The organism is Rhodospirillaceae bacterium (assembly GCA_018662005.1).
GTDB lineage: Bacteria > Pseudomonadota > Alphaproteobacteria > Rhodospirillales > JABHCV01 > JACNJU01.
In genome coordinates this window covers 1-21,208 of sequence record JABJHA010000009.1, presented here as the reverse complement: position 1 = coordinate 21,208, position 21,208 = coordinate 1, and the positions used below count along the sequence as shown (strand labels likewise).

Here is a 21,208-nt window from a genome sequence, read left to right as displayed (position 1 = left end):
TCCACCAGCAGGATGATTGTCCTGCCGGCGGCATCAAGTTAGGGGAGGATAATTTTTTACTTACTTCCTTTGCGGCTTCCTGTTTCCGGGAATATCCACATTGCAAGCACCATGAAGACTGATAGACCGACACTGACCAAACCCAATTGCTCGTTGCCGGATTGGCTGTCATACCAATAAATAACCCCACCAACGATAAGCACGATCAGCGAAAGGATTGCTTTGATGCCACTAGGCATGCGGGGTCACTCCGCCGGGATGGGCCCGGAGGCCCCATCAAAAGGAGTTCCAGGAACGCTTTTAAGATCGCTCTTCAAATACTTTGTCGAATAGCCATTGAACATGTGTCCCAACAATCCGCGATCCAGGTCCGAGGTGCCAAACATCCAATCTGAAATCGGTAGGGACAGGTTCATGTTGACCTCCATCATCAGGCGGTCGTTATGGTGGGCCGTGTGATGGCGGCGGATCGTGTTGACCAGCGGGCAATTGCGAACGAAAGCGTTCTCATCGACATGACAGCAGAAGTGCATGAACTCGTAAGTCAGGTACACAGCCGTTGTCGAGCACATGACCAGCCAGCCAACGTTGGGCGAAATCAGATACCCCAGAAGCAGGCCTCCTGGAGTCGACATCAAGATAAACACAACCATCGCATAGGGCGGGAAAAAAGTGACTCGCCAGTCTTTCTCGTTCTGGAAGCGCATTTCACGGTCTGTGAAAAACTGGTGATGGTTTAGCGTGTGGCGCACATAAATCGCCCGCAGGCCCGTAACATTGATCGGCCGGTGCATGACATGCATGTGCAAGAACCATTCGAACATATTGCACAGGGTAACCACGACCGGAATGGTCAGCCATTCCCACCAAAGGACGTTATCAATGTGCTGTGTATAAATGTAGAATGCCGTCAATCCGATGGCGTAGATAATCACAACGTGGATGTAGCCGTTATACCAACCGGCAATTCGCGAACGGTATTCTTTTCTAAACCCAGCCTGTCGTTCGTTCATCATCGTGAGAGGGCTCCTATTGCTCACTTTCCTATGACCCCCAAAGTCACGGGATGCCTCAATTGAACTGATATATCAGGAATACATCAGGGGGGCTCCTCCTGTCAACTATTTGAAATAATTCCAAGCCGTAAATTTGCGGTTAAACGGGTTGATAAAACCTTGAATACAGGCCAATTACCTGGCTGCTTTATCACTCCAGTCTTCTTCCTGTTGCACAGCGAAGATCGAGGTATAGCCCTTCGACCAATCTGGCGGCAATTGACAGGGGCGCGGATCATGATGGGCCCAGCGGGCCGCCTGCCCTCGCACAATTTCCTGATCATATTTGGAATACATTGCGTTTGGCATGTAGGGCATGGCATCGGCGGCAGAATAGATGTTGAGCAAAAGCGGCCGCCCTATATCAGAATGGTTCGGCTTTGAGGCATGGGGCATACGGCAATTATGAATGGTCAACGAACCCGCGGGGCCATCCAGTTCCAGCGCTTTTTTCTGATCAAGTTTGTCAACGTCTTCCGGGTTTAGACAGCCGATCCAATCCCCGTTCGCGTTGTATTGATTGTACAGCGGCCCTTCGTGAGCTCCGGGCAAAACCATCAACGGCCCCTGCTCCAGCCCACAATCGTACATATAGGTCCCAACCGTACAAGGGCTGTAGTTGGTATGAGGCCAGAACTGAATGTCCTGATGCCACTTCACTTCTTCGCCTCCCTGGGCCCATTTAAAGTTCAGCTTCGAATGGTGGAACTTGACGTCCGGTCCGACCAGGTCGGCAATGACATCCGGCACCTGGGAATTCGAAGCATAGTTCCAATACGTCTGGTGATGATCATTCGGGCTCGATAATCGACGCAGCCGTGGCGCATCGGCGCTATGTTCCGGTTCCAAATCCCATTTGGCGTCAGACTCCGTGATAGCGCGGCTTTCCTCGATCACTTCGTCGGTGGCGGCGCGCAGTTTCTCCAGCCATTCGTCCGATAGGAACCTCTCCAACACAAGATAGCCATCTTCGAAGTATGACTCGCGTTGGGCCTGGGTCAGCACCTTGGGTTCAGTGGCCAGAACTTCTTCAGGGGTCATGTTTAGTCTCCTTCACAAAAGGAAAAGAATAGGCTATCTGAAGCCCAATAATTGTGCCGGTAGCCACAATACTAACTGTGGGAACCAGCCGACAATTACAAGAACTATAAGCTGCAGGATGATGAAGGGCACGACGCCCTTAAACATGTGCGGCAGGGTGATTTCTGGTGGGCTGATCCCGCGCAGATAGAAGATCGCCGGTGCCATCGGTGGTGTCAGATAGCTGGTCTGAATAACCACCAGGAACATAACGCAGAACCAGACCGGGTCATAACCAAGTACTTTGATGATTGGAATAAACACCGGAATAAAAATAAGCAGCACCGATATCCAGTCGAGGACAAAGCCTGCAACAAAGCAAATTCCCAAAAACACGGCCAATGTCAGCCAGGGAGTCAAATTAGCGTTTCTGATTATCTCCTCGGCAACAGAAACCCCACCGGTAGCCACGAACACACCGGCAAACATGTTTCCACCCAACAGGATAAGGATAATCATGCAAGTGACCTTTAAAGTCTTCTGCACGGCTTCGTTCAAAATAGCGAGGCTGAATTTCTTGTAAATGATGGCCAACAACATAGCCCCCATAGCGCCGAGTGCTGCGGCTTCAGTCGGGGCGGCGAAACCGAACATAATGGAACCTAGAACAGCGGCGATCATGGCCACCGGTGGGGCCAACGCAAACAGGGTAACCCTCAGCTTTTCGATCAGCGGTGGATCATCGTCGGACTTTGGCAGTCTGGGACCATCTTCCGGTTTCAACGTACACCGGATCAGAATATAGGCGACGTAGCAACCGGCCATAATCAACCCGGGGAAGATCATACCGACGAATAAATCACCAACAGATACATCGGCCACCGGGCCTAAAATCACGACGACAACGGATGGCGGGATGATCGTGCCAAGGGATCCACCGGCGCAGATGGTGCCGGATATCAGTCCTTTTTCGTATTGGTATTTCATCATCACTGGAATGGCGAGCAATCCGACAACAGTTTCCGTCGCGCCAATAACGCCGGTCGAGGCGGCAAAGATGACACACATGACAATGGTGCCGATAGCCAACCCGCCGGGAAGCCGTCGTGTCCAGAGGTGAATCGCTTCAAACAGATTTTCGGCGATGCCGGAACGCTCCAACATCGCCCCCATGAAGACAAATAGAGGTACAGCAGCAAGAACAAAATTTGACGCCACCGCATCAATTTTCTGTACGAACTGAAAAATCACGGCCGTGTCAAATGTTACCAAGCCGAAGACAAGAGCCACACCCATCATCGAAAAGGCCACGTGAAAGCCCATGAACAAGGCAACCAGAAGGCAGGGGAACATTAGTAAGGCGAGGTAGTCACCCATCAGGCTTTCCAATCCGTCGTCCGCCCGGTGAGAAATCGGAAACATTTAATCAATTCAGCCAGGCCCTGTAGTGCCAACAGAAAAAAACCAGTGAAGAATGCCAGCCGGAATGGCCAGATGATGGGGTTCCAGGCTGACTGACCAGAGTGTTCATCGCGGACATAAGCTTCGATCCAATATTCCCACAAACCGAAACTGACCCAACATACGACCGGCATGAACAGCAGCACATAGCCGAACGTATCGATGATGGCCTGTGTCTTTGGATTAAAACGCGAGTAAAGAACATCAATGCGAATATGGCCGTGCTCGCGCAGTGTATAGGCCGCACCAATCAGCGCATGGATGCCCATGGCCATATAGCCCAACTCGAAGGCCCAGATGGTCGGTGCGTTGAAAAGGTAGCGAGCAAAGACTTCGTAACAGCTGGCTAAAATTAAGGGGAACACGACCCAGGCAACCAACATGCCCATGCTGCAGGTAATTCGTTCGATCAATCGCACGAGTGCCGCCATGGCGAAATGCTTTCCGTCCAGTAAACACAATCTCATTCAAGGTGTAACAATGATGACGGAATTATCCGGCACGGGCCACTAGAATGAAGCTAGATAAGACACAGGGAGCACGGTATACGTGCTCCCTGGTCAACTTATCTTCGAAACTACTCGGAAATCACGTTCCGGTAGTGTGAAGCGTCTTTCCAAAGTTCTTCAAAAGCGATTTGGCTTTTCAGCACCTTGTCAAACCAAGCGTTGCTTTTGGCCTGTTCTTGAGCCCAGGCGATACCCAGTTTCTTGGCTTTCGACTGTACAGCAGCGTCCAGAACGATGATTTCGTTGCCTTGCTTCTTATAGAAATCAAGTGCCTTGGCGTCTTCATGACCGATACGGGTCCAGCTTTCGAAGGTCACCATCTTGGCGGCCAGGGAAACCAGTTCCTGATCACGCTTTGAAAGCTTGCCCCAGGCTTTGGGGTTGATCGCAAGTTCGAACGGAGCCGTTGGTTGATGGATACCGGGGATGATCACATATTTTGCAATTTTATGGAAACCGGTCGACATGTTTTCATAAAGCGTACCCCATTCGGTGGCATCAATCGCGCCACGTTCCAAAGAGGTGTAAACTTCGCCACCCGGCATCGTCACCGGTGCCGCGCCCAGGCCCTTGGAGATATCCAGCCAGGCACCCGCGGTGCGGAACTTCAGGCCATTAAGATCGTCCAGAGTGCGTACGGGTTTGCGTGAATGAAGGAAAGCTTCAGCCGTTCTGGTGAAAAGAGGCATTGAAATAATACCGAATTTTTCTTCATTGAACTGGCGTTGCAGTTCCAGCCCGCCACCTTCATAGATCCAGTGCAGCATACGTTCACTGTCCATGGAACCGGCATATCCGCCGAACAGAACGGTGGTTTTGTCCTTGCCCCAATCGTAACCCATCCAGGTATGACCGACTTCAGCAACGCCTTTGGCGACGGCTGCACGAACTTCAAGCCCTTTGGAAAGCTGACCTGATGGGAAAACTTTAATTTCAATACGCCCATCCGTCAGAAATTTGACTTTTTCGGCAAAAGCCTGAGCGCCAATTTCCATCAGCGGCCCACCACCCCAACTGGCCGCCATTTTCCAATTGGTCTCGGCAGCAATCGCATTGCCGGATAATGAAAGGCCTACTGTCATTGCGGCAGCAGCGCCTAACATGTTTATTTTTTTAATCATCGTCATCTAATGTTACTCCCTGTTATCAGTTAAGGCTTATGGGCGTCCCGCGATCGATTTTTCCGGTTATCCGGATATTATTTTTCATAACCACCGTCCACGAGACCGCACGGCGGGCACAATTCGCATCATCGAATTCAATTCAGTTTTTTTAATGACTCCTCGATGTCGTCACTCGTAAGTATCCAGTCGTTATCCAGATCAGAAATTTTCACCTTCATCAGTCCTTCGCTTAATTCCAGCGCCCTGGCATCGTCATCCAGATGATCGGCAAGAAGAGCGAGAGCCAGTTGATGAGGTGAGTCGCCTTCGTAGGTCCACTCAAACCCGCTATTGGTAAAACGGTGAATGTCATATCGTTCGTCGAGCGGCTGTTCATCGACAGTAACCTTGATGCCATCAATGGTGCGCGAACCCGAGTAGGTCTTCATGGCAACTCCCTGACCAGATTATAATCGCTCTGATATATCTCAAGTATGTTAATGGCATGTCCGGGTTTTGTAAAGGAATCCAAAATGTCTTTTACCCCACTTCATGGCCAGCAGGCCCATGGGCCCGGCCCGTGTCGAACATGGCAATAATGTTGGCGATGGGAATATCGTTCTGGATATTGTGGACGCTGTTCAGCACGAAACCGCCACCCTCGCCCAAAATATCAATAACGCGGTCAACCTCGGCGCTTACCTCATCGGCGCTGCCAAACGGCAAAACATGTTGCGTATCAATACCGCCCCAGAATGAAATTCGGTCGCCAAAACGCTTTTTCAGGGATGCAGGCTCCATATCCCCCGCCGCCACCTGAACCGGATTAATGGCATCGACGCCAATATCAACAAGATCATCAATCAACGAGGTTACAGAACCACAACTGTGATACAGAACTTTGACATCGGCCTTGCGTTTCACAGCCTCGATCATACGCGCGTGATACGGTTTTATCAGTTCACGGTATTTCACCGGATCGAACAAAGGCGCCATCTGACCAGCCAAATCATCGCCAAAAAAGACGATGTCGATGTTATCACCACAAATGTCGAGGGCATTTTCGGCCACAGCAATCCAGCGCTCGCTGATAATGTCAAACGTCCGCTGGGCGAAAGCAGGATTCTTGTACAGGTCCTTTAACCAATCACCAAAACCACGCAGGAATTGCCCCTGGTGAATAACCCCAATGGGCATGTTCAAAATGACCGCGGCCCCGGTGGCGTGTTGTTTTTCCGCCCGCTCTAACAAGCCTTTGTAATAACCGGGGTTATCAGGATCAGGCCAATTGCCCGTATCGAGCAAGGCCGGATTCGGCTTTTTCTGATCGAAAAAAGGCCCGTCAACGTACAGATAGTGTCCATCATTCGCCTTTTTCCAGGTCGTGCCCCATTCATCCAGATAGGTGTCCTCGTCTATTTCCCGTTGATCGCCTTCATAGGCGCTTAAACCCACAAATCGCGTATCAATGTCAAAGCGCTGCAAAACAACTTCATCTGGAATGGCCAGGCGGCGGGTTTTTGAATAAATCTGTGTTTCCAGCCCCTCGATCCCCAGCTCTTCCTTCAGGCGCTCATAGACGGCATAGAAACAGGTGGTGGTGTAGGTTCCACCAAAGTCAATCGGAACCCGGTCTGTTTCCTTGTGATTGAGTGCATCAAGAACACGCTGGCGATGAGTGGTCATTTCATTTTCCCTTGATCAGATATGTCCTCTGCGGGACGCTCGGTTCGTTTACTGGTTTTCTTTTTAACGGGCAGTTCCAGCAACTTCTCAAGAGATGAAAAGCGGTGTTTGGAATGGGGTAAACTCATGGCGGCCACGAAAGAATCCTGAAACCCGGGATCAACGGCCGTTTCAATTTTCTCGATATTCCTGACCAATTCCTCGATCTCTGCGCGGGCCGTACGGTTCAACAGGGCGATGCGGGCACCGGTTCCAGCGGCGTTACCGGCTGCGCGAACATGCTCAATGGGACAATCGGGAATCATGCCGATGATCATGGCGTGCTTTGGGTCGATATAACTGCCAAAGGCACCGGCAAGAACGATGCGGTCCGGAGTTTGCACCCCAAGAGTATCCATCAGAAGGCGGGCCCCGGCATATAGTGCAGCCTTAGCCAGTTGAATGGCGCGAATGTCAGTTTGCGAAATTACCACTGGAGTGTGACCTTCATGCAATCTGTAGCTATAAACCTCACCGTCAGGCATGAGCCACGGACAATCGGGGAACCGCTTGCCGTCAATCAAGCCTGCGGGCGTGACAAGGCCAGCGAGGAACATTTCAGCGACCGCTTCAATGATGCCCGAACCGCAGATGCCTGTGACTCCGAAATCTGCGGTCGCCTCGACAAAACCAGGATCGTCGGACCACAAATCGCTGCCAATAATGCGGAACTTGGGCGACAAAGTATCGGAATCAATACGCACCCGTTCGATGGCCCCTAGTGCGGCACGTTGCCCGCAACTGATCTGGGCTCCCTCGAAAGCCGGGCCGGTCGGGCTGGAACAGGCAAGAATACGATCTTTGTTACCCAAGACGATCTCGGCATTGGTGCCGACGTCGATCAACAATGTCATTTCGGAACTTTGATGCGGGGCCTCCGCCAGCACCACACCGGCGGTATCGGCTCCAACGTGTCCCGCAATACAGGGTAACAAGTAAGCTTGGGCTCCCTTATTGACCGCCTCAAGCCCTAACTCGCTAACGGATATTATCACCGCTTCATTAACGATCAGGGGGAAAGGGGCCTGTCCCAGTTGCTGGGGATCAAGACCAAGGAAGATATGATGCATAATCGGATTGCCGACCACCGTCATGTCGATAATGCTCGAAACATCAATACCGACATCCGTTGCAGTTTCACGGGCCAGCTCATCAACGGCCTGACGAACCGTATCAATCAGGTCCGTTTGGCTGCCCGGGTTCTGCTGGATGAACGAAACCCGGCTGATCAGGTCTTCACCAAAGCGAATTTGCGGGTTCATGATACCGGCGGATGAAACAACCTCGCCGGTTTCCAAATCATTCAAATGAGCGGCTATGGTCGTCGTGCCGATGTCAACGGCCAGACCATACGCGTGGCCATGGAAACCGGGCCACATGGCGATAACCTGCGTTCCCTCTCGAACCGCGACTGTTACTTGCCAGTCGCCCTGGCGCAAAATTTTAGAAAGCTCCAACAACAAATGGGGCGCAATTGTCAGGTCTTCTAGCCCCCAAGATGAATCAAGAGCCTCCTTAACCCGTGCTACATCGCTTCGCTGGTCGTCCAGGCTTGGTGCGGGCATATCGATATAGTGCAAGCGCACCACCCGATCAATTTCAACGCTTCTGGATTCTGCGTCCTTGCGAATGATCTGCTTGTGCAGCTGACTTTCGGCTGGCACGTCAATCACCGCATCTCCGGTCAGGCGGGTTGCGCACGACAAGCGTCGCCCGCTGGAAACAGGATGACGCTCGGCATAGTGTTCTTCCAACGACGTCCACGGGGTCAGATGTTCCGGCCGCGAGTCGATGCCGAATTTGGGGAACTCCCCTTTTCCAACCTCTATCTGACAACGGCCGCAAATACCCCGGCCACCACAAATGGAATCAATATCTACACCCAGCACACGCGCTGCAGAGAGCACCGGTGTCCCAAGTGGAAACCGGCCACGCTTTCCCGACGGCAGAAATACCGCCAGAACGTCTTTGTTTACGCTGCCCGTGTTTGATTCAGGGCGCGGCACCGCTTCATCCATCGTTTACACCTGTTATCAAGGCCAGCCAATACTTCCCCGCCTGTTATCCCTGTCATGACTTGTTCGTGCATTGGATTGACAATGGCCGATGTCATTCCGGCGCCAATCAGCATCGCCATGAACGCAGCGTTCAAGCCTTGCCGATCAGGCAAGCCAAAGCTGACATTTGATGCGCCGCATATCGTGTTGAGTTCCAGTTCTTCACGAATTCGACGCACCAAATAAAGTACCGAACGCCCCGAACTGCCAACCGCCCCAACTGGCATTACCAGCGGATCAACCACCACGTCACCTCCGGGAATGCCATGATCGATGGCCCGTTGTTTGATTTTTTGAGCGACGGCGAAACGTACGTCCGGGTCTTCGGAAATTCCCGCTTCGTCGTTGCAGATCGCAACGACTGCCGCTCCATGTTTTTTGGCCAGCGGCAAAACACTTTCAAGGCTTTCTTCTTCCCCGGTAACTGAATTAATCAGCGCCTTTCCGTCATAGGCGGCAAGGCCGGATTCCAGCGCCGCTACCATCGATGAATCGATGCACAACGGTGCATCTGTCAGTCCCTGCACCAACTTGATCATATCGGTCATTATCTGGGGCTCATCGGCATCAGGGACACCCGCATTGACGTCCAGAACATGAGCACCCGCTGCCATCTGGTCTGCAACGTCGCTTTCAACAGTGGAATAATCCCCTGCAGCAATTTCCGCAGCCAGTTTCTTGCGGCCGGTCGGGTTGATCCTTTCACCTATGACGACAAAAGGTCGATCAAATCCGATCACCACTTCCTTGTTTGGTGAACTCAGTACAGTCTCGGTCATGATGCTACGCTAGCCTCCTTCATTTGATCGGCCCTATCAGCCGCCTCTTGGTTGATTATTCGGTTTTTCAAAACCCCGGATTCCATGATGATTTCGGTCACCAGATGTTCCTGCCGATAGGCCATGACATGAACACCCGACACGCCTTCGATCTCGCGAATTTGCTGAATCAACTCGATGCAGATCCGCTTGCCTTCAAGCTTTTGATCCTCGGCTCCGGCAAGGCGATCAATTACTGCATCGGGAATATGTACGCCGGGAATATAAGCCCTGATCCAGCGCGCCGCCTTGGCCGATGCCAAGGGCCCCACACCAACTAAAATGAAACATTGCTCATGCAGGCCTAATTTCCTGACGGCAGCCATGTAGCGTTCCAGCATGTCGATGTCGTAGCAATATTGAGTTTGAATAAATTGGGCCCCGGCCTCGATTTTTTTAGCCAAGCGTAACGGTCGCCAGTCATAAGGTGGTGCGAAGGGATTGGCTGCTGCGCCCAAAAAGACACTGGGGGGTGTGGTGATTTTGCGTCCTGACAGGAACACGCAGTCATCACGCATGCCGCGAACCGTGTTCAACAGTGACGTTGAGTCCAGGTCGAAAACCGGTTTCGCCCCCGGTTGATCGCCGGATTCAACGCCGTCTCCTGACAGGCAAAGGATGTTGTGCACACCCATTGCGGCCGCGCCCAGCACATCGCCCTGAATGGCGATGCGATTTCGGTCGCGGCATGAAATCTGCAGCACCGGCGAATATCCGGCCCGGGTCAGCAAGGCGCAGATGCCCATGCTGGACATATGGCAGTTTGCACCCGAGGCATCGGTGGCGTTGATGGCGTCACAAGCGTGCGATAACACCAGAGCCTGGCGGAATGTATCTTCGGGATCGGCCGAGTCAGGCGGGTTTAGTTCGGCGGTGACAGCAAAGCGACCAGAACGCAAGACCCGTTCCAGCCGTCCAGCCGATGAATAGTCATCCAGTATGGGATAGGCAGAGAACACAGCAGCAGAACTGATCATGATGCGCTTTCCCGGGCCTGTTCGCCAAGGGCGCGCCGGCGTTCCATGTTTTCTGCACTTAAGCGAAGCCAGGCCGATGTTCCTTTTATGGCATGATCGCGGGGTGGTTGGGGCGTGCGAATGGCCATACCGTGATGCATGCGCTGGGCGCCGTCCCATGCCTCGACCCAGACGCAGCGCATTTCCGCCTTCACTTCACAATTACCGTTGGCCCGCACACCGCCGCAAGGGCCATTGTGGATTGTCTTTGGGCAATTCATCACACACGTCATACCGGTGACGGATAACTGACAGCGACCACACATACTGCAATCGAACACCACACCCTTTGCCCAACCCTCAATAGCGGCAAAGGGGCGTTCCAGGCGAGCCGCGCCGATGAAGTGCCAGACAGGATCAAACGCGTGAAAGACACTGCCGGTCAACCGGTAGAGGATTTCAAGAGGGCGTGAATTTCGCGTCGCCCAACGGCGAATGATGTACATGATTTATGGCTCCGCTATTTGGTTTCCAGGAATTTTTGAAACCCACCGTAGCCGGTGTGTCGAACTTCCAATTCCAATCCAACACTTTCGGCTGCGGCTTCTGCACGGGCCAGCGTATCTGTGTTTTCGCGTTGCACCAGGTAAACCATCTTGCGGTATTTGCCGAAATAGGCGTTACGCAACTTGGGGAAGCGATCCAGACCAAGGCCGTTAAACACCAGTTTCTCGAAATGTCGGGCCAGGAAATCGGTGACGAAAAAACTACCCGGTTCATCTTCCATCAATTGTTTGAATTGTTCGGAGCCCGTGAAGATTTCATAACAGTGAGACCCGCCAATATTCTCGACGCCTTCTTCTTCAAGTACCTTGGCCATGCCGCCACCGGTGCCGCAATCGCTATACAGCACCATTACTTCTTCACCACGGGCGCGGCCGGCATGGATTTTTGCGCGGACGCCTTCGGGCAGACCGCCGGGGTCGTTGTGAAGCTTGGCAGGCAGGCATTCGACCTTCATGTGATCCCATCCGTTTTCACGGACGATGGTGACGATCTCGTTTGCGATCGCTCCACAACAAATCACAAGGGTCGATGGCCTGTCGGCCGGGCTTTCCATGACAACACCTAAACTAATAACGGTGATTAACGCCGGTTTCGAACATTGCGACGATATTTTCAGGCGGCACTTCCGCCTGAATGTTATGGACGCTGTTCAAAATGTATCCGCCACCCTTGCCAAGGATGCTGATAATCCGCTTGGTTTCTTCAACGACTTCTTCAGGGGTTCCAAAAGGCAGGGTTTCCTGTGTATTGATCCCACCCCAGAAGGTCAGACGGTCGCCAAACTCTTCTTTAAGGCGTTCGGGTTCCATATTTTTGGCGGTGACCTGAACCGGATTCAGGGCGTCAATACCAACATCCAGTAGATGCGGAATGAAGTGATAGGCTGAACCACAACAATGATAACAGACCTTGGCCTTGTTATTGGTCAGCCCTTTGACCGTCTCGATCATGCGACGATGGCGCGGCTTCATATATTCCGCGTAGATGGTGCCGGGATCGAACATGCAACTGTCCTGGGTTCCCAAGTCTTCGCCGAAGTAGATAATGTCGACGTTTTCAGGCCCGGCCGCCTTGATCATCTCTGTCGCGTTGTCGCACCAGAAATCACACAGCTTGTCCATCATGCGTTGTAAGGCTTCCGGCCTTTTATAGAGATCTTTCAGGTAAGACTCAAATCCACGCATGGCGTAACCGCGGTGAATGATTCCACCCGGTATGTACACGCAGACAGCATGGTCGCCGTTGGCCTTGATGTGTTGAACCCGTTCCTTGACGCCCTTGGTCAATCCGGGGTTCTTTCCATCGGGCCAATCATAAGCTTCGACTTGCTCGACGGTCAGCTTGCCATCATGAAATGGTCCATCCGTATGCAAGAAGTGCTGATCGACGGCCTTTTCCGTGCGCTTCCACTTCACGTTAAAGGTATCGTAGTAGGTGTTATCATCGACCCAGTGATCAACGCCACCTTCGTAAGCACTTGGTTGTACATTGCGCGTATCGACGCCGAACTTATTGAGAATTTCTTCGGCTGGATGGGCACAGGTGTGAATGATCGACATCACGTCTGTTGGTTTGTCGACGCCCATATATTTTTTTAATTTTTCATAACCAGCAATTGTGATTGAGGTGAATTCGGCACCCCCGAAATCGATCGGTACACGATCCGGCTCTTCGTGGTTAAGAGCTGCCAGAATTCGTTCGCGATGTGTCCAGGCCATAATCCTGTTCCTTACATTTCTTTCTTAGGGTTTAAATTCCAGCCGCCATCAGGGCACGGGCATCATCGACCGCCGTTGGGGCATCAATGCTATAGCCATCGGCACCAATTCTATCAGCGAATTCTACGTTGACCGGCGGTCCACCAACCAGAATTTTGACATTGATGTTGCGGCTTTCATTGGCTTTGCCAATCGCCGCGACAGCTTTTTCCATCTCGGGCATGGATGTCGTCAGCAAAGCGGAAAGTGCGATGATGTCAGCATCATTTTCCTGAGCTGCCGAGATAAATTGTTCCGGATCGACATCGACGCCAAGGTCAATCAATTTGAAACCGCTGCCTTCGAACATCATGCCGACAAGGTTCTTTCCGATATCGTGAAGGTCGCCCTTAACCGTTCCCAGGATCACGGTTCCGGCAGATTTGGCATTTGAATCGATCAATAGCGGTCTGATGATTTCCAGTCCGGCCTGCACAGCCTCGGCTGCCATAAGCATTTCCGGCACGAAAAGCGTTCCGGCGCTGAATTTCTCTCCAATGACGTCCAAGGCGCTGATCATGCCTTCATTGAGAATTTTTTCGATGTCTGTACCGGCATCGACTTCCGCCTGCACAAGTTCGGCAACGTCTTCTTCCTCGTACTCCATTACCGCATCGTAAATTTCCTGAATGGACATCTCGGTCTCCTTTTTCGATCCGATTTATACGCTCTAACGGCGCAATACCGTGGCGCACCCCGCGCCGTGGAAGCCTCCTAACCCGCCTTGCGCTCCCGGTGCAATGCGCCCCGAACTTCTGTTATGCATAAGCGTGTCAGACTTATCTGCTGATATTTTTGTGATATATTAGTGAGAAGACGGCAAATAGTCACTATTTTTTTTAGGGCCATGGGCCCAATGGCATTTCAACACCCCGAAAACCATCTCAGCCGGGTGCGATATCTTTCAAGTGAGATTTCAAAAATGCGCGCATATGAAATTGTGCTTGCTCGGGCTGGTAGTGCGCCGCCTGCCCTTCAGGACACGCACGGCGCGCCCGACACCCCAGTTCCATGCAGTCGGAACCGTCCGAACAATTCAGGTGGCGAATGCAGGCGGGCACGTCATATCCTGCTGAGCTGAATGCATTCACAGGACACTTAGACAGGCAGGATTGGTCCTCGCAATTGTCACAGGCGCGGGGACGATTATCTGCGGGCGGTAATTCCAGGCGCTCGCCGAAAGCAAGACCGCCTCGATAACCATGCCATAGTCCGTGGTCGGGATGGATAAACATACCCAGCGGCGAGGCCTGACACGGTTCCGCCTTTTGCGCCCATCTTTGAAATGGCAGGTATGGTTTTTGAAAAGGATAGACAGCCAACGCCTGAAATGAATGCGCCAAAGGCTCAAAGACATCGCGTGACCAATCATCCATCAGGGTTACAGATGTATCCCGGGCCGCACTAAAGGCTTCCCACATGTCGGGTCCGGCATTACCGGCCAGAACGATGGTCAAAGCGGGTTGGTCTGGGCCAACTTCCGGCACACCGTCATCCGGCCCTGGATGAAAGGCCCCGCGCGGGGTTAGGCCAGCCCTTAGAAAAGTTTGGTTGACGTTCTCCAGGGTGATCGACACGTTAACGCACCGGCGTGGTATTGACAGTCGCACGGGTGAAGGTTTCCACATAATCGATCAGGCGGTCAGAGGCTTCAGAAGCTCCTTCCGTATCACCTTCGGCAATGCAACGCGCCACGGCCGCATGCAAACGGGCGCAATGAGGCAAATCAGCGGTTTCCTTATAGTGAACATACCAAAACCGTCTGGATAAGGAGTTCATCAGGCCGATGGCCCTAACAACGTATTCATTGTGGGCGGCGGTAGCGACCAATACGTTATATTCATTATCGTAACGCATGAATTTAATAGCATCATTTTCCGAAGCAGCCTGCTCCATACCGGCGGCGATTTCCAGGAAGTGGTCGCGTTCTTCTTCGGTTCGGCGCACGGAACCGGCTCGTGCCATCAGGCCATCCAATTCCCGGCGCACCTCAAGAACCAGCAATTGTTTACCGGGATTGATGTCGGACACCAAAATCCCCTTGCGCGGAAGGATGACAACCAGTCCCTCGAGCGCCAAACGTTGCAGGGCTTCGCGGATCGGTGTGCGGCCAATTCCCAATTGTTCTGAAAGAGCCGTTTCCGACAACACCTCACCGGGACGAAGGCGCAGCGTAACGATACGCTCTTCCAATTCCTGATAGGCTTTGTCTGTCAGGCTACCAATCTTTTCGCTAACCGCCTTGTGTTGAGCCGATTTTGGAGACATTCTTTACTCATCCAGTTGTCAAAGTTGCCACTCTTATATCTGTTTTCGCTTCTCCACCAAAGTCGCAAATTCCTCGAAAATCTTGTCATCGACACCATAGGTATGATCATCGTCAGGGAAGCTTCCTTCCTTGACCTCCTTGACATACTCCATGATGCCGCCAACGGCAACTTCGGTCAGTTTGGCGTATCGTTTGGTGAACTTCGGTTTGAAATCAGTAAACACGCCCAATAGATCGTATCCGAGCAGAATTTGCCCGTCGGTACCAACGCCTGCACCAATGCCGATGGTCGGAATATCAAGCTGCTCGGATATCAGTTTGGCAATTTTTCCGGGAACGGCTTCGAACTCCAGCATAAAACATCCGGCATCCTGAATGGCCAAAGCATCTTCCAGAATTTTCATCGCCGCCTCGGATGTTTTGCCCTGAATTTTGAAGCCACCGAACATGGCGACCGTGTGCGGGGTCAACCCAATATGCGAGGCCGTGGGGATGCCTGCATCAATTAAGGCCTTTAAAATATGAGCCTGGCTTTTACCACCCTGTGGTTTAACCGCATCACAACCCGCGTCCTGCATAAAGCGCGTCGCATTGGTCAGGGCGCGCTCAGTCGTGTTGTAGCTTTGATAAGGCATGCACCCCAGAACGAAAGTGTTTGGTGCGCCACGCCGCACGGCCTGACTGTGCATGATCATCATATCCATGGTCGCAGGGATCGTGTTTGCATGACCGTGGGCAATCATCGCCAAGCTGTCGCCAACCACCGCGACATCGATACCCGCCATCTCGCCCCATTGGGCCGAGGTGTAATCGGGCACGGACATATAGACCATCTTTTCGCCGGTTGTTTTGGAGGCGCGAATTTCGGTTATCGTGCGTTTTTTGCGCGCGGGTGCATCGGTCACTATTTTTCTCCTGAAACAACTCGCTAAGATAATCTGATGTTCTTGTGATATATTAGTCTAAGATATTAAGTCCGGGACAGACAATGGGTCAAGGGGGCCCTCTTCGTTAATGGGACAAGACCGATTGAAGATTTTCTTTAAGGAATTGAAGACATGACACCACGCCAACGTTTCCTTGCGGCCCTCAATCGCCAACCCGTAGATCGCCCGGCCATCGCCAATCCGACTTCTATCATCACCACCGACTTGCAGGAAAAGCTCGGCATTTATTTTCCCGAAGCCCATCACGATGCTGAAAAAATGGCCGCCCTAGCCATGGCCGGACACACAATACTGGGATATGACGTTGTCTTTCCGGTGTTCGCCGGTGGCACCCACGAAGCCGAGTCTCTGGGCGTACCCGTTAGGTGGGGCGATCAAGGCCATATGCCCGCGTGCGAACAAGCGATCTGGAAAACCGCGGACGACATCGTCATTCCCGATGACTTCCTTGAACACCCCGCCATCACCACCCCCATTGAAGCGATCCGCATCCTGAAGCGCGAGGTTGGTGACGAAGTCGGCATTATCGGCAAGGTCTACGGCCCCTGGTCGATGGCCTATCACTGTTTCGGCCTCAGTCATTTCCTGAAGATGACAATAAAAGACCCGGACATGGTCAGCGCGATCCTGCATGGCCTGAAAGAAGTCGCCATTCGTTTCGGTCGCGCCCAGGTGGAAGCGGGTGCCGATGCGCTTTGTTACGGCGCTCACATCACTGGCGACCTTATTCGCCCTGATGCCTATCCAAAATTTCTTGAGAGCATCGACAGCGAGATGGAAGCCGCCATCGGCGCCCCCCTGATTTTCCATTGCTGCGGAAAAACCATGGATCGCATCGAATATTTCAACGCCAACGGCCAGACTGCTTTTCATTTTGAAAGTCAGAACGACCCGGCGGAGATGAAAGCCAAGGCCAACATGGTTCTTGTCGGAAACATCAACAACCCCGACATCATCTTCGGTGGTACGCCCGAAGATGTACGTCGCGAAGTTCACAATGTACTCGACGCCGGTGTCGACATCATCGCCCCGGAATGCGCCGTCCCCCTGAACGCACCGATGGCCAACGTCAAGGCGGTGGCCGATGCCGTGAAAGAATATTCTGCAACATCTTAAGTGAGGTCCCCTATGACCGGTATTGAACGTTTTCGCCCCGATCCCATTCCGGCTATTCACCCGCTTCCCGAATACCTCGCCACTGGTCAGCGCCTAGAATGGTACCTGGACACCCAACGGGTCCTTCAGGTGCCATGGATGGGCGTTATCACCATGGCATATGCACATTACCCAACTTTTTTCGGGGAGTTGTGGCGTGGTTTGAGACCCCTGTGCGAAAGCCGCCCCTTCGTTGAGGCGTCACAGGACTTAAGGAAATTTGTCGAAGAACAAACGGCCAAACTGGAACCAAGATCGCTCATAGCCCCCTTAACGGAAATCGGTTACGCACCGCGCGAAATTGATAACATCCGTGAGATGAACACGGTGTTCTCACACGGCAACCAACCTTACGTATTGATCGCCGCCATTGTTCGCCACCTGCTTGAAGTTGGCGACATGGCAGGTGGAAATGAGACGGGTGGAAATGAGGCTGCTCTTTTTGAGGGTCGTCACGCCCCCGACTACGATGTCCCCTTCCTGTTGATGGAAGCACACCACGCCGATGATCCGACAAGGGCTGTTTATAAAGACGTCGAGGCGGTTTTGAATCTGCCTTTCGTCAACACAGATTATCGGGCCTTCGCCCGCTGGCCGAGCTACTTCGCACTGGCTTGGGCAGACCTGAGAGAGATCGCTGGAAAGCCAGAGCATGAGGCTATCTGCCAAGCATGCCACGACCAGGTCGCGGAACTGGCCGCCGAAATCCTGCCCAATCCCGGCAATCTTTCCGCAGATGCCCTGCGCCAGGCCGCCGCAGAAGATGCCAACCTTGAAGAAGTCATTGAAGTGTGTCGACTGTTCCAGTGGCTACTACCCGGCCTTATTACCAACGTCGCTTACTTTCGTCACCAGTTAGACGCTGTGTGACGTAAGCCGGCAACGAGCAATTGGGTTTTGTCAGTATCGGTCAATCATCCTGCCGGCGTATTTTTTTACTCTTGTTGTTTCAATTAATCTTAGGATAAACAAGCACTTACGAGCATAAATACAAGATGGAATAATCAAATTTGAGATTGGGTATGAGTGGCGCAACGTCGAAAATGAACCACGACATCAAGGTTGCCTCAATGGTCAGCATCGCGCATGGATTCAGTCATTTCTATCAAATGATCCTTCCGCCGATCTTCGCTATTTTGAAGATTGAGTTCGATGTGTCGTTCACGGCCCTGGGCCTTATTATAACGTTGATGTTTGCAGCGTCCGGAATCTGTCAGATGATTTCCGGATTCTTGGTTGACCGGTTTGGGGCTCGACAGATATTGCTCAGCGGACTGGCGCTTTGCGGCGGCGCAACTCTGGCGTTTTCCTTAGTGCAAAGTTATGAAGCAATGATCCTGCTAGCGGTTGTCGTAGGCATTGGTCTTAGCGTTTTCCATCCTGCCGATCTATCGATCTTAACGCAGAAAATCGATGCCAACCGTCTGGGACGCGCTTATGCAATTCATGCGCTGTGCGGCAATCTGGGTTGGGCTGTGGCACCTCCTGTCGTGGTGGGGTTAACCGCACTTTTCGATTGGCGTACGGGGGTTGCCATTGCGGGCATAATCGGTTTGGTTTATGCGACCTTGCTATTATTTTTCGGTAAGGATTTAACCAGCGAACCTACCGAGGAGACCGGGCAAAATGGATCAAAAGTTGATTCATTGGCAATCGATTTACGGCTCCTGGCATCGGCGCCGATTGTCCTTTGTTTTTGTTACTTTACCTTTTTCGCGATGGCCATCGTCGGTATTCAAAGTTTCGGCGCATTGAGCTTAATGGAATTGCACAGCTTGTCTTTTGTTTCTGCGACAACTGCCTTGACGGCTTTTCTAGTGGCCTCAGCCGTTGGTGTTTTGCTTGGCGGGATAATTGCTGACCGCACGCCGCGCCACCATATTTTGGCGATGACGGGAACGCTTCTGGCCAGCGTGTTTATGTTCGCAGTAGCCACCGTTACCGTTTCGGGCTTGACCGTGATGGTGCTAATGATCGTGTCGGGATTTTTTCTCGGTCTGACGACGCCATCCCGCGATTTGATCGTCCGTAAAGTGACACCGCACAACAAGACTGGTCGTGTCTTCGGCTTCGTTTATGCCGGCCTTGATTTGGGTTCCCTGACCATGCCAGTGCTGTTGGGTTGGTTGCTGGATCGGGGTGACCCAAAATTCGTCATGTTGACGGTGGCTTTGTTTATGCTTGTCGCCGTGCCGACTGTCTTGCAGGTTCGGCGGAGTTCTGACCAGTCTAATTACAAAGAGACGGCAGGTTCTTCGTGAGGCATTGTCACATTGGTATTGTCACGTTAACCGCGGTCTAGGCACGAAATTCCAATACGGCTGCAAGCTCACACAGTGGCAGTTACGTCCAGCCATACGGCGCTTGCATCGGCGCGAAACTTCTTCATCGTTGCTCTCGAAACTAGGTGCCGTTGAATATTGAAGTGGTTATAGAAGGCGGTGAAGGTTGAGAGAAAACGCTGCGCAGATTTTACGGACTTGAAGCGTTGCTGTTTTCGTTCACGTCGTCGTGTTGGTTGATGTGAGTTTTCGGCGCGATTATTCAAGCGCTTTCCGACCAGATGCCTCACGCTCGGCAGATTATCTCGGACAGCTGACATTGAAGGCCGCCACTTATCCGTCACGACGACCTGTGGTATTGCCTGATGTCTCTTTATGAGGCGCCGGAGAAACTTGGTTGCTGCCGCTGTATTGCGGCGCGATTGGAGTAAGATATCCAGCACTTCGCCTTCATTATCAACTGCGCGCCAGAGGTACATTTGCTTGCCGCCAATCTTCAGAAACACCTCGTCGGCATTGTCACGTTAACCGCACAGACTATCGGCAGGCACGACCTATGGCCTATCTAGGGCATCCACAACGGCTGTGTCAGAGGAAAGTGTACAGACCGGAGAAGACATAGGTGAGCTGATATTCAAACCGCAAGCAACCGCTACTCTGCCAAGGCTGTTGCGCGGTTAAATTTGAAGTTTTGTCGATTAAGGAGATGACGTTCCTGATTGAAATGATTGTGAATTGAGGCATGGACCGAAGCGAACTTCTGAAGTGTGGCGGGACTTCGAAACTTGGACATCGCTTTCTCTCGTCGCCGAAAAGGTTGATGTGAATTTTCGGCCCGGTTGTTAAGCCATCGCCCTGTCTTTTGGCGTGACTCATTACCGATCACTTTCATTGCCGCCCGGTATGATCGAAGCTTGTCTGTCACGAAGATTTCCGGGCGACCGTAACGTTTCATCGTTTTCTTCAAAAACCTAAGTGCAGCCTTGTGGTCCCGCTTTTTTGTGACAAATGATTCCAGGATTTCACCTTCGTGATCGACGGCCCGCCAGAGGTAATGGGTTTCGCCGTTGATCCGCACGAAAACCTCGTCCAGATGCCATCTCCATTGAGGCGAGATCCGCAAAGATGCTGACCGATTTTTTCTTATTTCGGCTGCAAACATCAGACCAAATCGATTCCACCAAAAACGAACGGTTTCATAGCTAATGTCGATACCCCGTTCGTGGAGCAGGTCTTCGACTTGCCGCAACGAGAGAGGAAAACGAATATACATCATGACCGCCAGGCGGATGATGTCTGGTGAAGTCTTGAAATATCGGAAAAGGTTTTTCATTCACAGACGCTACGCAACCCGCTACGCCGACACAAGTCAGTTTGCTCTGACACTGCGGTAATACCCCCATTTTCAGAGGGCCGCATAAATAGAATCGTTTAAGCGGCTATGCTTATCATAGCCAGTTTCTGTTTTGGCGTTATGCCGCCGATGGCCATGTTGGGCCGTTCGTTGTTGTATGTCCATAACCACTT

At 52.3% G+C, this 21,208-nt stretch carries 23 protein-coding genes; 3 read left to right on the top strand and 20 right to left on the bottom strand.

The window, feature by feature from the left end; translation table 11 throughout:
* Positions 1 to 56 precede the first annotated feature (56 nt).
* From HOL66_05375 to panB, 18 genes are all read right to left on the bottom strand, one after another.
* Positions 57 to 239, bottom strand: coding sequence for a hypothetical protein (locus HOL66_05375; protein MBT5243654.1), 183 nt, complete (start codon positions 237 to 239; stop codon positions 57 to 59).
* A 6-nt stretch (positions 240 to 245) separates the two neighbouring features.
* Complete coding sequence (locus tag HOL66_05370; protein MBT5243653.1) at positions 246 to 1,016, bottom strand: fatty acid hydroxylase family protein; 771 nt, start codon at positions 1,014 to 1,016, stop codon at positions 246 to 248.
* A gap of 174 nt (positions 1,017 to 1,190) precedes the next feature.
* Positions 1,191 to 2,096 carry a phytanoyl-CoA dioxygenase family protein gene (locus HOL66_05365; protein ID MBT5243652.1) on the bottom strand — a complete coding sequence of 302 codons (906 nt, stop codon included), beginning with the start codon at positions 2,094 to 2,096 and terminating at the stop codon, positions 1,191 to 1,193.
* 33 nt (positions 2,097 to 2,129) lie between these two features.
* Positions 2,130 to 3,452, bottom strand: coding sequence for a TRAP transporter large permease subunit (locus HOL66_05360; GenBank protein ID MBT5243651.1), 1,323 nt, complete (start codon positions 3,450 to 3,452; stop codon positions 2,130 to 2,132).
* Positions 3,452 to 3,967, bottom strand: coding sequence for a TRAP transporter small permease subunit (locus HOL66_05355; GenBank protein ID MBT5243650.1), 516 nt, complete (start codon positions 3,965 to 3,967; stop codon positions 3,452 to 3,454). The genes HOL66_05360 and HOL66_05355 overlap by 1 nt, the downstream gene beginning before the upstream one ends.
* A gap of 146 nt (positions 3,968 to 4,113) precedes the next feature.
* Positions 4,114 to 5,166: a TRAP transporter substrate-binding protein DctP gene (gene dctP, locus HOL66_05350; GenBank protein MBT5243649.1), complete on the bottom strand. Its 1,053-nt coding sequence runs from the start codon at positions 5,164 to 5,166 to the stop codon at positions 4,114 to 4,116.
* Between the two features lie 137 nt (positions 5,167 to 5,303).
* Positions 5,304 to 5,597, bottom strand: a complete 294-nt coding sequence (locus tag HOL66_05345) for a hypothetical protein (GenBank protein ID MBT5243648.1) — start codon at positions 5,595 to 5,597, stop codon at positions 5,304 to 5,306.
* Positions 5,598 to 5,688: 91 nt separating this feature from the next.
* Entirely contained in the window at positions 5,689 to 6,834 is a 1,146-nt protein-coding gene (locus HOL66_05340; protein ID MBT5243647.1) for a hypothetical protein, read from the bottom strand.
* The gene (locus HOL66_05335) at positions 6,831 to 8,891 is read right to left on the bottom strand and encodes a DUF4445 domain-containing protein (protein ID MBT5243646.1); all 2,061 of its coding nucleotides are present in this window, start codon (positions 8,889 to 8,891) and stop codon (positions 6,831 to 6,833) included. The genes HOL66_05340 and HOL66_05335 overlap by 4 nt, the downstream gene beginning before the upstream one ends.
* Entirely contained in the window at positions 8,846 to 9,709 is an 864-nt protein-coding gene (locus HOL66_05330; protein ID MBT5243645.1) for a dihydropteroate synthase, read from the bottom strand. Before HOL66_05330 ends, HOL66_05335 begins: the two co-directional genes overlap by 46 nt.
* On the bottom strand, positions 9,706 to 10,725 hold the full coding sequence (locus HOL66_05325; protein MBT5243644.1) for a methylenetetrahydrofolate reductase: 1,020 nt from the start codon (positions 10,723 to 10,725) through the stop codon (positions 9,706 to 9,708). The genes HOL66_05330 and HOL66_05325 overlap by 4 nt, the downstream gene beginning before the upstream one ends.
* Complete coding sequence (locus tag HOL66_05320) at positions 10,722 to 11,210, bottom strand: hypothetical protein (GenBank protein ID MBT5243643.1); 489 nt, start codon at positions 11,208 to 11,210, stop codon at positions 10,722 to 10,724. Before HOL66_05320 ends, HOL66_05325 begins: the two co-directional genes overlap by 4 nt.
* A gap of 14 nt (positions 11,211 to 11,224) precedes the next feature.
* Complete coding sequence (locus HOL66_05315; GenBank protein ID MBT5243642.1) at positions 11,225 to 11,824, bottom strand: DUF1638 domain-containing protein; 600 nt, start codon at positions 11,822 to 11,824, stop codon at positions 11,225 to 11,227.
* A gap of 13 nt (positions 11,825 to 11,837) precedes the next feature.
* A complete protein-coding gene (locus tag HOL66_05310) occupies positions 11,838 to 12,989 on the bottom strand; it encodes a hypothetical protein (GenBank protein ID MBT5243641.1) in 1,152 nt (383 codons plus the stop codon).
* A gap of 31 nt (positions 12,990 to 13,020) precedes the next feature.
* Positions 13,021 to 13,665: a corrinoid protein gene (locus HOL66_05305; protein MBT5243640.1), complete on the bottom strand. Its 645-nt coding sequence runs from the start codon at positions 13,663 to 13,665 to the stop codon at positions 13,021 to 13,023.
* A gap of 247 nt (positions 13,666 to 13,912) precedes the next feature.
* Positions 13,913 to 14,605, bottom strand: coding sequence for a 4Fe-4S dicluster domain-containing protein (locus HOL66_05300; protein MBT5243639.1), 693 nt, complete (start codon positions 14,603 to 14,605; stop codon positions 13,913 to 13,915).
* A 1-nt stretch (position 14,606) separates the two neighbouring features.
* The gene (locus HOL66_05295) at positions 14,607 to 15,296 is read right to left on the bottom strand and encodes a GntR family transcriptional regulator (protein MBT5243638.1); all 690 of its coding nucleotides are present in this window, start codon (positions 15,294 to 15,296) and stop codon (positions 14,607 to 14,609) included.
* 33 nt (positions 15,297 to 15,329) lie between these two features.
* Positions 15,330 to 16,202 (bottom strand): 3-methyl-2-oxobutanoate hydroxymethyltransferase, encoded by an 873-nt coding sequence (gene panB / locus HOL66_05290; protein ID MBT5243637.1) that lies wholly within the window; start codon positions 16,200 to 16,202, stop codon positions 15,330 to 15,332.
* Between the two features lie 153 nt (positions 16,203 to 16,355).
* On the opposite strand from panB, the gene HOL66_05285 reads away from it, so the two are divergent.
* The 3 genes from HOL66_05285 to HOL66_05275 all read left to right on the top strand — a co-directional run bounded on the left by HOL66_05285 (position 16,356) and on the right by HOL66_05275 (position 19,660).
* Positions 16,356 to 17,360 (top strand): MtaA/CmuA family methyltransferase, encoded by a 1,005-nt coding sequence (locus HOL66_05285; GenBank protein MBT5243636.1) that lies wholly within the window; start codon positions 16,356 to 16,358, stop codon positions 17,358 to 17,360.
* A 12-nt stretch (positions 17,361 to 17,372) separates the two neighbouring features.
* Positions 17,373 to 18,269 carry a hypothetical protein gene (locus HOL66_05280; protein MBT5243635.1) on the top strand — a complete coding sequence of 299 codons (897 nt, stop codon included), beginning with the start codon at positions 17,373 to 17,375 and terminating at the stop codon, positions 18,267 to 18,269.
* Between the two features lie 152 nt (positions 18,270 to 18,421).
* Positions 18,422 to 19,660 (top strand): MFS transporter, encoded by a 1,239-nt coding sequence (locus HOL66_05275; GenBank protein MBT5243634.1) that lies wholly within the window; start codon positions 18,422 to 18,424, stop codon positions 19,658 to 19,660.
* A gap of 68 nt (positions 19,661 to 19,728) precedes the next feature.
* Here the strand turns inward: HOL66_05275 and HOL66_05270 are convergent, their stop codons facing one another.
* Together HOL66_05270 and HOL66_05265 are read right to left on the bottom strand one after the other, a co-directional pair.
* Positions 19,729 to 20,187, bottom strand: a complete 459-nt coding sequence (locus HOL66_05270; protein MBT5243633.1) for an IS6 family transposase — start codon at positions 20,185 to 20,187, stop codon at positions 19,729 to 19,731.
* A 146-nt stretch (positions 20,188 to 20,333) separates the two neighbouring features.
* Positions 20,334 to 21,014: an IS6 family transposase gene (locus tag HOL66_05265; GenBank protein ID MBT5243632.1), complete on the bottom strand. Its 681-nt coding sequence runs from the start codon at positions 21,012 to 21,014 to the stop codon at positions 20,334 to 20,336.
* Positions 21,015 to 21,208: the final 194 nt, after the last annotated feature.